Here is a 13049-nt window from a genome sequence, read left to right as displayed (position 1 = left end):
CCGTGGGTTTCCAGGGCGAAGTGGCCGGTATCCAGCAGCTCGATCTTGACCTTGGGCAGGTCGGTTTTGAAGGCCAGGGCGCCTTCGACGCGGAACGAGGCGTCGTTTTTGCCCCATACGATCAAGAACGGGGGCTGCTCCGTTCGGAAATAGGCATGGACAGCCGGGTAAAGGGCGACGTTGCTGCGGTAGTCGAGGATGAGGTCGAGCTGGATATCGGCCGCCCCAGGACGCGCCAGATACGCAAGGTCGAGCATCATGTTGTCGGGCGACATCAGCGTCGGGTCGGTCCCGCGCAGATACTGGAAATTTCGGATGGTGTCGGGGGCGAGCGACTCCCGGCAAGCCTCGCGGGTTTCAGGGGACGGCGATCGCCAGTAGTTCTCCCAGGTCGCCCAGCCTGGGTGCAATCCTTCCAGATAGGCGTTGCCGTTCTGGCATATGATCGCCGTCACCCGCTCTGGGCGGGCCATGGCCAGGCGAAAGCCGACCGGCGCCCCATAGTCGAAGACGTAGAGCGCGTAGCAGGAAAGGCCGAGGACATCCGTGAACCGACCGACCACCTGGGCGAGGTTGTCGAATGTGTAGGAAAACTCGCCTCGGGGCGGCGTGACCGTCTGGCCGAAGCCGGGCAGGTCCGGCGCGATAAGTCGATACGACCGCGATAGACGCGGGATGAGATCGCGGAACATGTGGCTACTGGTTGGGAAGCCGTGCAACAGCAGGATCACGGGGGCTTCCACCGGTCCGGCCTCTCGATAGAAAACCTCAACGTCGTCGATGCTTACCGTCTGGTAGCGAACGGTCATGGCTGGGCCCTCGGAAAGACGGCGGCTCGCGGCCTAAATCGCGGCGTGGTCGGTGCAGGCTCACCTTGGTCGTGCCGGCCTTCGCGGTGCACTCGACGCCATTGGGCCGGCGTGGTCGTCGTCAGTCGCTTGAACACGGTCGTGAAGTGAGCCTGGGCGAGGAAGCCGACCTGCAGTGCGATCTCAACCAACGAAATCTCGGTCTCGGCCAGCAACGCCTTGGCCGCCTCGACCCGCCGGCACCGCAGGTACTCGTGTGGCGAAAAGCCGGTGGCGGCCCGGAACTGAGCGGCGAAATGCATCCGTGACAGTCCGGCAGCGGCAGCGAGGTCGCCTAGACTCAGGGGTTCCGCCAAGCTGGCATCGATAAGGGCCTGGACTCGCCGAAGGCGCCACTTGGCGAGCGCTCCCGTAGGTGTACGGCTCTGCGCCATATGCAGGACACGCGTCAGGAGCGTCTGCACGATGGCCATGGCGTAGACCGGATCTGTGCGAGCGCCGGCGGACACCAGCAGCTCGGCGAGCTGCTCGGCGAAGGCGTCACTCAGGGTGCAGGCGTTTAGTCGATCCAGAACGCAGCTGGGCGCGCCCATGGCGCCAAGGCGTTGATGTAGAAACCGCGTCGGTACCTTCAGATGCAGGATATCACATGGACCACTTATGTTGGCCACGAGACGTTGCCCGGGTCCTGTGAGATGGATGGTGGCCGTTGGCATCACGCCGTCAAAGACCGAACCGGCGCCGGAGCGGAGTTCCAGTCGCGTGGCGCGCAGGCTGATGCTGACGATGTGCTCGTCAGACGAGGACGCCAAACCTTGGGCCGGGCCGGCGCGGTCGAACTCCCATCGATGGATGGCGACCTGATTATTGCCGCCGGCGGCGTCTTGTGGAAAGGAGACGAGGTAGAGATGAGTCGTCGGTAGGCTGGCAAGAGTATTCCAGGCCATCTTGTCCGCGGCGGCGTATCCCATGACGTCATTCCATCGAGAATTCATCTCAGTAACTATGAGTGGGATGTCCGCCCCCCGCCCGTTATGCCTTGTTAAGTTTTGGGCCTCCGTTCGGACGGCGCGGCCGGAGCGGCCGCTTTCTGCGAAACGCGTATTGGGCGACCCAGGCATTGCGTCGTCGCAAGGAGGTCATGTGGGATGCCGGCCCAACCGACGGCGTGGCGACTTCATCCGACATCGGGACCCACCGCCACTGTGACTTCGACCGGACGAACTCGACTTCGATCAGCACCTTCACCTCGTCGCCTTCCAACGGGACCTAGGCGTTCACGCCGAAGTCGGAGCGCTTGAAGGAGGTCTCGCCGGAGAAACCCATCCGTTGCTGGCCCTTCATGTTGGTGAAGCCGCGGTAGGTCACGTTGAGGGCGAGCGCTTTTGCACCCCATGGAAGTCGAGGACGCCTTCGACGACATGCGCGGCGCGGCGCATCGGCGTGCGTCGACGCCAGATGGACAGGGCAGGCTGAAGGCAGGGCACGTCGTTTTCTCCGATCAGACTGTGCGTCGAGCGAGTTGAAGGACGATGTTGAGGTCGCGTCCAATCAGGACGGCTGGCGCGTCCGGTTCAGCGGGCTGGGCTTGGCGATTGACCCAGGCCGTCGGATAGCCAAACCAGGCCGCTCCGGCCGCATCCCAGGGCGCGAACGCCGCAAAGCCGATGTCTCGCTTGGGAAGGCCGAACGCGCTCATCGCCAAGGCATAGGCCGCTGGCGCGGGCTTGAACGCGCGGACCAGATCCGTGCTGAGCGCCGTCTCGAAGAGCCCATCAAGGCCATTCCTTCGGATGTTGGCGCGCTGCGTGGGCTGGCTGAGGTTCGACAGGAGGGCGAGCCTCAAGCCGCATGCCCTGAGTCCCCCAAGCTGATCCGCGACGTCCGGCCACACCGTGAGGGTCGAGAAGGCTTCGAGAACCTGGTCGCGAGCGTGCGGCCGTGGAGCGAGGTTCACGGTCTGACAGGCGCGGTCGAGGCGGCTCGCGGCGACGTCGATGAACGGACGATAGCGATGGGCGCTGGTTCGGAGCCAGGTATCGGCGAAAAGGGCTTGGAACCACGCACGCCAGAACTTTGCGTCCTGCTCGGGGTACCCGGCGGCCGCTGCGGCGAAAACAGCGTTGGGGTCGAAGATAGCAAAAGCGTCGAAGGCGACCGCCCCGATCGGCGCAGATCGTGGAGCCCGCGCCGCAGCTGATATGAGGGGCGCTGCTGTCAGACCAACCGCGCCGGCCCGCAGTAGCTCTCGCCGGTTGCGATCGTGGGATCCCGCGGTGGTCACGCGACACGTCGCCCTTGAGTGTGCGAGACCGCCGCGAGGCGACGCCGAAGATAGGCGGTTGAAAGTTCCATCAAGCCGCAGCCCGAGCAGGTGCGGGACGCTCCGAGCGCCAGGCGATGTAAGCGAGGATGCCCAGGATCATCGGCAGGGCGACCACATTGGCCAGGATCGAGCCGTCCGGACCGAAGGCGCCGCCCGTCAGCAGAGCCGAGTGGCCCGGAACCGGCGAGATGGCGAGGAGGCCGCTCTTGTCGCCGACGCCCAGCAGCGACCACTCGGTGAAGTCGAGCCCGATGTGTAGGCCGATCGCGAGCCACAGCCGGCCGCTCACCATGTAGAGCAGCCCAGTCACCAGGCCGGAGTTCAGCGCGATCTGCAGCGAGGCGACGAGAGGCGCATGTCCGGCGTGGGCCGCGCCGAACAGGGCGGCGGAGATGACCAGGCCGCCGACCGGGCCGATCATGCGCGCGAAAATACGCAGCAGGATCGCGCGAAACGCCAACTCTTCCAGGACGCCGGAGATGTAGGAATTGAAGAGGAAGAAGTCGTACCAGCGCTTCCAGTGGCCAGCATGGACTTGATACAGGCCGAGCGACCACAGGAGCAGAAGAATGGCGGCGATGAATCCGAAGCCGAGAAGGCCGCCGATGGCCAGCTCCAGCGGCGCGTTGCCGATGGCGAACTCTGTGACGGCCCGCTTCTCAAACCGGCGGACGGCCGCGGCATAGATCAGCGTCGTAAGCACCGGCAGGACACCCGCGAACAGACGGCTGAAGGCCACCGGAAGCTTCAGCCAGCTGGCGAGCGCGATGGAGGCGATAAAGCCTGCGAGGGCCACTCCGAACAGCACCAGGCCCCACGCGGTCGCACGCACCCACAGCCATCGGCCCGGCGTCAGGACGCCGCGATTGCCGAGATCCAACTTCCAATCGAACGAGGGGATCATGGTCATTCTTGAGGCCTTTTCCTGCGGGCTCCGGTTGGGCGGCTAGGCTTCGACTTGCGCCTGGTGGGCGGCGTCGAAGGCATCGACCCGCAGGTCCGGTGCCTCGCCATCGGCGAGCACTACCTGCGGACGCAGATCGAAAGGCCGGAGATCGGGCTTGGTGCTCATGAGGTTGGCGGCGTCGAATCTGAGCTCTGCAGCTGCCCGAAGACGCGCTCCACCTGGGCGGCTAGCGAGAGCACGGGCAGGTCGGCTTCGCGGGGGATAACGTGCAGCGCGGCGGACGGGTCGGCCAGGAGGGCGGCGCGCAGCTCTTCGAGGCGCGACAGGATATGTGGCAGGTCGGCTCCCGCCTTGGCGCGCGAATCCACCTGCGCCCAGAGGGCGGTGAAGAATGTGCGTTGGCGGCTGAGCAGCTCAGCGTCGCCCCAACCACCGTGGCCGGGACAGACGATGCGCGGCCTCAGTCCCTCGAGTAGGGAAAGGAACTCCGGCCAACGCTCCATCTCGCCGTCCCGGACGATATTGAAGGCGCCGTTGGCCACCAGGTCGCCGGTGAACAGGATCCGCTCTTCCGGCAACCAGACGGCGGTGTCGCCGCGCGTGTGGCCCCAGGTCAGATGCAGCAGCTCGACCGTCCGCGCCGAACCCTGCAGGACGAGGCGCCGGTCATAGGTGACCTGCGGTGCCATGATCGGTGTCGCCGCGACGTCGGGCCGGAGCTTCGCCACCTGTTCCCAGCGTCCGGGCGGGCCGCCGAACGCGCCCGTCTCATACCGTCGCAGCTCGTCGACCATTTCGGTGCAGGAGATGATCATCGCGCCGGTGCGCTCATGGATGGGCCGGTTGCCGTAGATGTGGTCCCCGTGGTGGTGTGTGTTGACGAGATAGCGGATCGGCTTGTCGGTCGTCCGCCGGACCTCGGCCAGCAGCGCGTCGGCGCGGCCCGGCATGTTGGCGTCGATCAACAGGACCTCGTCGCCCAGGTCGACCCACCCGTTGTTGCACATCAGGCTGCGGATGGCGCCGGCCGGTCCGCTCACGGCGCCCTCCCGGAAATAGCGCGTCGCGCCCTTCAGGAAATACACCCCCGGCGCTAGGGTCTCGGTCTCGCCGATGCCATCGGCCCCGGGCGCGAAAGGATCCTTCGGCGGGGTTTCCGCAGAGGCCGTCGTCGCTTCGTGTTCGAGCAGGCAGGATTGGGTCATGAGGCGTCTCCAAGGGCGTTGGCGGCGATCCGGTCGCAAAGCCGCGAGAGCTGAGCGCCCAGCACCTTCAGATCGGGGTTTCCGTAGCGATCGAAGGCGGCCGCGGGGTCGTACCAGCGCACCACGAGGCCAGTGTCTTCGGTGACGATGGCGAACTTCAGGGGCGCTTCCAGCACTGCCGCGGGATCGGCGTCGAGCAGCCGTTTCATGTAGCGGGGGTGGAAGAACAGCAGATGGCGCGCTCGCGCGATATCGATGCCGCCGCGCTTCAACAAGGCCTGCGGATCGATCTCGTGCAGCACCCAGACATCGGCGGCGACGATCGCGGCCTTGAGCGCGTCCACGACCGCCTCAAGCGGCTCCGAGATCCGGCGGACCTGCTGAAAGACTGGCGCGCTCGAGACGGTCACGGGGCCACCCACCGCGTCGGCCAGGGAAGAATGCGTCGGACTTGCCATGCGGGCCTCCGGGTGACCTCGCGACCCTAGGCGGCGGGAGCGCCGGCGTATTGGCGACGCGCACGCGGATTTGCGTTTCGAACGACGGCCGTTTCCAGCCGGGCGACGAGGTCTGCGGCATGGCGGCGTGCGCCGCGGTCGATGCCGAACCACCGCCGAAAGCGGCACAGACGAGCTGATAGCCCTGTTCGTCGGCCGAAATCCCAAGCCCCGGATCACGTTGGGACGCATCCTTTCCGTTTAGGAGGGCCATCGAGCTGCTGGAAGCCCGGTAGGGTCGGCCGATGCCCACCGACGGCTAGGCGCCCGCAGTCTCAGATTTCTGCCACCGCGAGGACCATCAGGCCGAACAGCAGGCCCAGGCTCACCAGGACAGTGAGTGACGAGACCACGGCGGTCTTCACGGCTGCGGCGAGGCGGCTCGACCCGTAGGCGCCGCGCAATGTGCGGAAGAGGTTCACCTCCGACCACAGGACCGCGGCCGCGAAGAACCAGCCCATCGCGGGCTGAGGCAGCAGCAGGCCCACCGCGCTCAGGAGAAACCAGAACGACAGCAGGCTCATTGCCACCAGCAGGTGGTCGTAGATGAAGACCTCCCGCCGGCGGCAATAGACCAGCGCTAGGCTCAGCCCCACCAGCGGCAGCAGCAGGACCGCCACCCTCTGGCCCCATCCGAAGAGTACGCTGACATAGCGCTCGGGATTGTCGATGGCCTTCTGCAGCCGGTGCTTCCACCAGTCCTTCTCGGGCGCGCTCGGGGCGGCGAAATCCTCTGCCGTCCGTGCCGGTAACCCCGTGGCCACCCGGTCCGCCTGGACCATCGCTCTGGCGTAGCGAAGCTGAGCCTGTCGCGACAGGCGGTCATAGATCGCCTGGGCGCGGCCCGGCGGACCGCCCTTGTCCTTCAGGACGTCGGCGCGGACGCCAGCTGCGTCCTCCAGGCTGTGCCGCAGGTGTGTCGCTGCCTCAGTGCGGCGGCGGGCGGCCGCCGCCGCGCGGCCTTGCGGAGTGGCCAGCTGCGCCGCCTCCGCCGCCGCCCGGCCTGCGTTATCCTGGGTCATCACGTGCGCGACGTGCTCACCGGCCAGGACGAACAGCAGAAGCGCCACGAGGAAGGTGCGGAATGGCGGGACGTGCCGGGCCAGACGCGCTTCCACGTAGTCCCGCGCCAGCTTTCCGGGATTCAGGAATAGGGCCGGCAGGGTACGCGCCAGCCGCCCCTCCAGCCCGATCATGCCCTCCACGGCCTCGACGACCAGGCGCCGGATCGATCGCTGGTGGGTGTCGGCGTTCTGGCCGCACCCGTGGCAGTACGGCCCCTGCAGGACGGCTTCGCAGTTCGGACAGGCGCCGCCCGGCGCCCGCCGTTGTCCCGCCCGCCTCTCCTCCGGACCTTGGCCGGCCCCCGCGGCCAGCTGCTCAAGTGCTTCCGCCACCGCGATCACTGGGCGCGGAACTGAGATCAGACCCCGCGGTAGACGAGGGCCGTGAAGAGGTCGCCACCGATGATCGAGCGGCCCCACTTGTCATCGTAGGCTGCGGTCGGCTTGGCGGCCTGCACCTGCGCCAGGGTCTTGCCCTGCGCCTTCAGCGCAGCGACCTTGCCGCGGATCGCCACCAGCATGTCGCGGAAAGCGGTCTGGCTCGCCCGGTCGCCCAGGGGACCGTGGCCGGGCACGATGACCGTGTGCGCCGTCGCCATGGCGATGTTGACGTTCGCTGCGCGGATCGCGCCGTCGATGCTGCCGCCGCCGACATAGTCGATGAACGGGTACATGCCGTTCCAGAACGTGTCGCCGACGGACAGCACGTCGGCCTGGGTGAAGTAGACGGAGAGGTCGCCGTCGGTGTGCCCGGGCTTGTAGGGCCGGATCCGGATGATCTCCCCGTCGCGATGCAGGGTGGTCTCACCCGTGATGATCCGGTTGGGGAGGTCCGGGGCGGGAATGGGCGCGAAGGTGTGCTCCCACTCCACCACCCGGATGGTCTGCCTCAGGCGCGCTACCGCGTTCTTCTCGGCGATGATGTCTGCGCCGGCGGCGCGGACCCAGCCGTCACCGTCAGCATGATCCCAATGCCAGTGCGTGAGGATCGCGAGCTTCAGGGGACCCGGGTCGAGGCCCACCAGGGCCGCCTGGATCTTGTCCTTGGACACCGCGATGCCAGTGTCGACCAGCAGGGTCCCGTCCGGCCCGGTAAGGGCGGTGATGTTGCCGCCCGAGCCCTCGAGCATCGCTATGTTGTGGCGCAGCTTGTGGACGGTGATCGGCGTGGCGGCGGCCGCGGCGTTGATCGTGGAATAGGGACTGGCGAGCACGGGCGCGGCGAGGAGGGCGAGCGCGGCGGCTAGGCCGCCGGCGCGGACAAGATGGGTCATAGACATGTGCGTGGATCCCAAGAAGAGAGGCGCATTGGCTGCGCCGGTGAGGAGCGAAGGTCTATTTGGGCGGCGGCCTAGCCGGGCGGCTTGACGGGCGCGGCGATGGCCAGGGCCTCGTGCGTCACCGGGTGGCCGTCGATGCTCTCGACCATGGCTTTCGAGCGCCCGAGGGTGTCGAGCAGTGACTTCGGGCCCTGGAAAGGCAGGCCGCCGATGTGCCAGCCGTCGGTGTGGAGTTCTTCAATCAGCACCCAGACCACCTCGCGGAAGGCCTCCGAGCCCTCGTGCTTGACCATCACGTCGGTGATGTCCTTGGCGAGGGCGTGCTTCTGCTCGGGCGTGAAGACGCCGTCGATGAGCTTGATGTTGACGAACGGCATGGACGAACTCCGGTTGAAGGGGCGCTTTGCAGTCCCGGCCAGGCGCGCCTCGGCGGCCGGCGAAAGGGGTCTGGCGTTCAAGCCTCGGCCAGGGCCTCGTGGGCCGCCTCGAAGGCGTCCAGGGTCCGGGTGCTGTAGACGACGGCGGCGCCGGCATTGATCGAGACCGCGACGCCCAGCGCCTCGGCGATCTCTTCCTTCCGGACCCCCAGCTTGCGGGCGGCTTCCGCGTGGACCGCGATGCAGCCGTCGCAGCGCAGCGACACGGCCACGGCGAGCGCGATCAGTTCGCGGGTCTTGGCGTCCAAGTGATCGGTCTTGGCGCCGGCGCCGCCGAGCGAAACATAGCCCCGGACGGTGTCAGGGCTGAGCTTTCCCAGCTCGCCGACGCCGGCGACGATCTGGCCGCGATAGCCGGTCCAGTCCTTCATGCGCATCGTCGACTCCTCCGGACGGAGATCGTCCTGTGGCCTGACGATGGCGCGGCGCCCGGGCGGGGGTCTTCGAGCCGCGCACGGCGCTTTCGGATTCGACCGGCCTCAGCCGGCGGGAGGTCCGGAGAACCGGGTCAGAACCCCAGGTCGCTGAGCCCGGGATGGTTGTCCGGCCGGCGGCCGAGCGGCCAGTGATACTGACGGTCGGCCTCGGCGATCGGGGCGTCATTGATGCTGGCAATGCGGCGGCACATCAGGCCGCGGTCGTCGAACTCCCAGAGCTCGTTGCCGTAGGAGCGGAACCAGTGGCCGCTGTCGTCGCGCCATTCGCAGGCGAAGCGTACCGCCATCCGGTTCTCGCGGAAGCCCCAGAGCTCCTTGATCAGACGGTATTCGAGCTCGCGCGCCCACTTCCGCGCCAGGAAGCCCACGATCGCCGCGCGGCCCTGCAGGAACTCGGCGCGATTCCGCCAATGGCTGTCGGGGGTGTAGGCCAGCGAGACCCGCGCGGGATCCCGGGTGTTCCAGGCGTCCTCGGCCAGGCGGACCTTGAGAACCGCGTCCTCCCGCGTCGTGAAGGGCGGCAGCGGCGTGCGTTCGGCGTCCATGACAGCTCGGGTCCTGCGGGTCTTGCCGGCGGCGCGCCTCGGCCGTCGCCCCGCATCGGCCTGACATCGGGCATGGCGGGGAACCGGCAAGGGCTCGCCCTGCCGCGACAGCGGCAGGGCGACCAGATCGATGTCCCTAGGCCTTGAAGAAGGCCAGGAGGTCGGTGTTGATGACGTCGGCGTGGGTGGTCGGCATGCCGTGCGGCAGGCCCTGGTAGGACTTGAAGGTCCCGTGCTTCAGGAGCTTCGCCGACAGCGGTCCCGAGTCCGCGTAGGGAACGATCTGGTCGTCCTCGCTGTGCATCACCAGCACCGGCACGTCGATGGCCTTGAGGTCCTCGGTGAGGTCGGTCTCCGAGAACACCTTGATGCACTCGTAGTGGGCCTGCGCGCCGCCCATCATCCCCTGCCGCCACCAGTTGTTGATGGCGCCCTGGATGACCTTCGCGCCGGGGCGGTTGAAGCCGTAGAAGGGGCCCGTGGGGACGTCGAGGTAGAACTGGGCGCGGTTGGCGGCCAGGGCGGCTCGGTATCCGTCGAACACCTCGCGCGGCGTGCCGCCGGGATTGGCGGGGGTCTTCAGCATCAGCGGCGGGATGGCGCTGATCAGGGCCGCCTTGGCCACCCGGCCGCCGCCGCCGTAGCGCGCCACGTAGCGGGCCACCTCGCCGCCGCCGGTCGAGTGGCCGACGTGGATGGCGTTCTTCAGGTCGAGGTGGGCGACCAGGGCCGCGGCGTCGGCGGCGTAGGTGTCCATGTCGTTCCCCACGTCGGTTTGCGTGGAGCGGCCATGGCCGCGCCGGTCATGGGCGATGACGCGGTAGCCCTGGGCCAGGAAGAACATCATCTGGTTGTCCCAGTCGTCGGCGCTGAGCGGCCAGCCGTGGTGGAAGACCACCGGCTGACCCTTCCCCCAGTCCTTGTAGTAGATGACCGTGCCGTCCTTGGTGGTGAAGGTGCTGCTGCCCATTATGTGGGGTCCTTTGCTGGAGTGCGGATGATGCGCGGCCTGCGCAGTCGCGGGGAGCCCGGCGAGCGCCGCGGCGCCCAGGGCGGTGAGGACGACCTCACGGCGCGACGCGGCGAGCGGTGAAGACTCTGCGATCATGATGAAGCTCCGGCGTCAGGGCGGGGTCAGCTTGCCGGCGATGTTGGGCGGCCCGGGCGGGGTCGTATTCGCCCCGCGCACGCGGCCTTGCAGGTTCGAACGATGCCAAGCGCCGGCGGCGCGCGGCCGAGGTCGGATCCATGTGAATGTGAAGGAGGCGCCGCTGCGCGCCGGCGGGCGCTAGTCACGGTCCGTTCCCTTGCCCTTGTCGTCGGGCGCGGGGAGGAAGTCCTGGATGGCGGCGGCGTTCATTCCGGAAAGACGGCACGGCGGCCTCGCCACAGTCTTCGGCCGGAGACATCCGGAGGCGGGTGAACGCCGGGGGCCGAAATGCCGAACAATACCGAGAGGGCCGCCGATCCGACGATCCGGGGTGCGTTCGTGATCGACCGCGTCACCGGCGCCACCACCCGCGGGGTCATCCTTCCGCCGCTGGATTCCGCCGGGCAGGATGCCCGGCTGGCGGGTGTCGGCCTGATGTCGGCCGGGCTGGCTCATGACCTGGGCAACCTGATGCAGATCATCGACGCAGGCCTTCGCAGCATGGAGCGGCGGTTCGGCGACACGGTGAGCCCGGACGTCCGCGTCCTGAGCCAGGAGGTGCGCGGCGCCGCCCAGCGGGCCGCGGCCTTGACCCGGCGGATCCTCAATCACTCCCGGGGCGACGCCAGCGAAGTCGACCTAGTCGACGTGGGCGATGCGATCCTGCAGATGCGCGCCCTGATCGGCTGGGCGGCAGGGCCGGCCGTGCGCGTGGTCCTGGAAGTCGAGCCGCACCTGCCGCCGACGCGGTGCGCGCTGGCGGAACTGGAGAGCGCCGTGATCAACCTGGTCGTCAACGCCCGGCATGCCATGCTGGCCGGCGGCGCGCTGACCGTCTCGGTCTGCCGCCATGGCCAGGAGGTCATGCTCCGCGTCGCCGACACGGGATGCGGCATGTCCCCGGCCGCGGTGCGGCACGCCTGCGAACCGTTCTTCACGACTCGGCCCCGCAGCGGCGGAAGTGGCCTCGGCCTGGCCACCGTCGGGATGTTCATCCGCGCCCAGGGCGGGACGATGGAGGTGGATAGCACCCCCGGCCGCGGGACGGCCATCGTACTGACCTTCTGCGGGGCCGGGGGCGCCGCCCAGGCCTAGCGCGAGCGCCGGACCCATGCGGCCTGGCCATCAGGCGGACAGCTTCGTCGCGGCCTCGGCGATCTTGCGGCCCTGGTAGCGCGCGCCCATCAGTTCGTTCGCCGAGGGTGCGCGCGAGCCGTCCCCGCCGGCGATGGTCGTCGCCCCGTAGGGCGAGCCGCCGGTCACCTCATCCAGGGTCATCTGCCCGGCATGGCCATAGTCGAGTCCGACCACGATCATCCCGAAGTGCAGCAGGTTGGTGATGATCGAGAAGAGCGTGGTCTCCTGGCCCCCGTGCTGGGTGGCCGTCGAAGTGAACGCGCCGCCGACCTTGCCGTGCAGCGCGCCCTTCGCCCAGAGGGGGCCCGCCTGGTCGAGGAAGTTGGCCATCTGAGAGGCCATCCGCCCGAAGCGGGTGCCGACACCCACCACGATGGCGTCATAGGTCGCCAGGTCCTCGATCCTGGCGACGGGCGCGGCCTGGTCCAGCTTGAAGTGCGCCGCCAGGGCGATCTCCGGCGGGACGAGTTCCGGGACGCGCCGGATGTCGACCGTCGCCCCGGCCTCGCGCGCGCCCTCGGCCGCGGCCTGCGCCATGGTCTCGATATGCCCGTAGGCGGAGTAGTAGAGGACGAGGACCTTGGTCATGGGTGGCTCCGTGGCTGGGGCGGCGGCGGCGCCACCCGCGCCAGCCTCACACGGCGACCGCGGTCGGTCTTTCGAGGACGAACGGAGGTACCCGCCGTCCCGGCTCAGGCGCCGAACTCGTCCAGCCGCCGGGCCTTGTAGACGACGAGCGAGACGAGCCAGCTCGCGACGAAGAGCCCGATGGTGATCATGCCGAGCAGGTTCATGTCGCCTGCGAGCGCGCCGGCGCCGTTCCAGAACCAGCCCGTGAGGTTGAAGACTTGGCGGGCCAGCCCAAGGGCCTCGGCGCCGCCGATCACCACGGCCACGGCCACGGACACGGCCGTGATCACCATGTTGTAGAAGAGCTTCCGCACCGGTCGGACGAAGGCCCAGTCATAGGCGCCCAGCATCATCACCCCGTCGGTGGTGTCGACCAGGGCCATGCCCGCCGCGAACAGCAGCGGAAAGGCCATGACGGACTCAAGCGGCAGGCCCCGCGCTGTCTGGGCCGCCGACACGCCGAAGACCGCGACTTCCGTCGCCGTGTCGAAGCCCAGGCCGAACAGCAGCCCGAGCGCCAGCATCTGCCAGCTGCAGGTGATCAGCCGGAACAGGGGCCGCAGCAGGCGGCAGAGCACGCCCCGGCCGGCGAGAAGCATGTCGAGGTCCTCGTCCCGGTAGGGCA

The 13049-nt window shown here is 68.3% G+C and carries 16 protein-coding genes; 1 reads left to right on the top strand and 15 read right to left on the bottom strand.

Annotated features, from left to right (window positions below; translation table 11 throughout):
* The 13 genes from E8A12_RS21895 to E8A12_RS21835 form a co-directional block, all read right to left on the bottom strand.
* Positions 1-809, bottom strand: an 809-nt coding sequence (locus tag E8A12_RS21895) for an alpha/beta hydrolase (protein ID WP_293372855.1), incomplete at its 3' end; no start/stop codon positions are given.
* Positions 806-1780 carry an AraC family transcriptional regulator gene (locus tag E8A12_RS21890; RefSeq protein ID WP_293372853.1) on the bottom strand — a complete coding sequence of 325 codons (975 nt, stop codon included), beginning with the start codon at positions 1778-1780 and terminating at the stop codon, positions 806-808. The genes E8A12_RS21895 and E8A12_RS21890, both read right to left, overlap by 4 nt.
* Before the next feature lie 530 nt (positions 1781-2310).
* Positions 2311-3093, bottom strand: a complete 783-nt coding sequence (locus E8A12_RS21885) for a haloacid dehalogenase type II (protein ID WP_293372851.1) — start codon at positions 3091-3093, stop codon at positions 2311-2313.
* A 70-nt stretch (positions 3094-3163) separates the two neighbouring features.
* Positions 3164-4045 carry a type II CAAX endopeptidase family protein gene (locus E8A12_RS21880; RefSeq protein WP_293372849.1) on the bottom strand — a complete coding sequence of 294 codons (882 nt, stop codon included), beginning with the start codon at positions 4043-4045 and terminating at the stop codon, positions 3164-3166.
* A 36-nt stretch (positions 4046-4081) separates the two neighbouring features.
* Positions 4082-4207: a hypothetical protein gene (locus E8A12_RS21875; RefSeq protein ID WP_293372847.1), complete on the bottom strand. Its 126-nt coding sequence runs from the start codon at positions 4205-4207 to the stop codon at positions 4082-4084.
* Positions 4204-5247 carry an MBL fold metallo-hydrolase gene (locus E8A12_RS21870; protein ID WP_293372845.1) on the bottom strand — a complete coding sequence of 348 codons (1044 nt, stop codon included), beginning with the start codon at positions 5245-5247 and terminating at the stop codon, positions 4204-4206. Before E8A12_RS21870 ends, E8A12_RS21875 begins: the two co-directional genes overlap by 4 nt.
* Positions 5244-5657: a DUF302 domain-containing protein gene (locus E8A12_RS21865; RefSeq protein WP_293372843.1), complete on the bottom strand. Its 414-nt coding sequence runs from the start codon at positions 5655-5657 to the stop codon at positions 5244-5246. The genes E8A12_RS21870 and E8A12_RS21865 overlap by 4 nt, the downstream gene beginning before the upstream one ends.
* A 362-nt stretch (positions 5658-6019) precedes the next feature.
* Positions 6020-7141 carry a DUF3667 domain-containing protein gene (locus E8A12_RS21860; RefSeq protein ID WP_293372841.1) on the bottom strand — a complete coding sequence of 374 codons (1122 nt, stop codon included), beginning with the start codon at positions 7139-7141 and terminating at the stop codon, positions 6020-6022.
* Positions 7142-7167: 26 nt separating this feature from the next.
* A complete protein-coding gene (locus E8A12_RS21855) occupies positions 7168-8088 on the bottom strand; it encodes an MBL fold metallo-hydrolase (RefSeq protein ID WP_293372839.1) in 921 nt (306 codons plus the stop codon).
* A gap of 71 nt (positions 8089-8159) precedes the next feature.
* A complete protein-coding gene (locus E8A12_RS21850) occupies positions 8160-8465 on the bottom strand; it encodes a 4-oxalocrotonate tautomerase family protein (RefSeq protein WP_293372837.1) in 306 nt (101 codons plus the stop codon).
* A gap of 77 nt (positions 8466-8542) precedes the next feature.
* A complete protein-coding gene (locus tag E8A12_RS21845) occupies positions 8543-8902 on the bottom strand; it encodes a carboxymuconolactone decarboxylase family protein (RefSeq protein WP_293372835.1) in 360 nt (119 codons plus the stop codon).
* Between the two features lie 131 nt (positions 8903-9033).
* Positions 9034-9507, bottom strand: coding sequence for a nuclear transport factor 2 family protein (locus tag E8A12_RS21840; protein WP_293372833.1), 474 nt, complete (start codon positions 9505-9507; stop codon positions 9034-9036).
* Between the two features lie 136 nt (positions 9508-9643).
* Entirely contained in the window at positions 9644-10615 is a 972-nt protein-coding gene (locus E8A12_RS21835; protein WP_293372831.1) for an alpha/beta hydrolase, read from the bottom strand.
* Positions 10616-10945: 330 nt separating this feature from the next.
* Between E8A12_RS21835 and E8A12_RS21830 the strand changes: the two genes are divergently transcribed.
* On the top strand, positions 10946-11752 hold the full coding sequence (locus E8A12_RS21830) for an ATP-binding protein (protein WP_293372829.1): 807 nt from the start codon (positions 10946-10948) through the stop codon (positions 11750-11752).
* Between the two features lie 30 nt (positions 11753-11782).
* Here the strand turns inward: E8A12_RS21830 and wrbA are convergent, their stop codons facing one another.
* Together wrbA and E8A12_RS21820 are read right to left on the bottom strand one after the other, a co-directional pair.
* Complete coding sequence (gene wrbA / locus E8A12_RS21825; RefSeq protein ID WP_293372827.1) at positions 11783-12382, bottom strand: NAD(P)H:quinone oxidoreductase; 600 nt, start codon at positions 12380-12382, stop codon at positions 11783-11785.
* Between the two features lie 104 nt (positions 12383-12486).
* On the bottom strand, positions 12487-13049 hold a 563-nt coding region (locus E8A12_RS21820; RefSeq protein ID WP_293372825.1), incomplete at its 5' end, for a hypothetical protein.

The organism is Phenylobacterium sp. (assembly GCF_004799395.1).
GTDB lineage: Bacteria > Pseudomonadota > Alphaproteobacteria > Caulobacterales > Caulobacteraceae > Phenylobacterium.
This window is presented reverse-complemented; position numbering and strand designations above follow the sequence as displayed.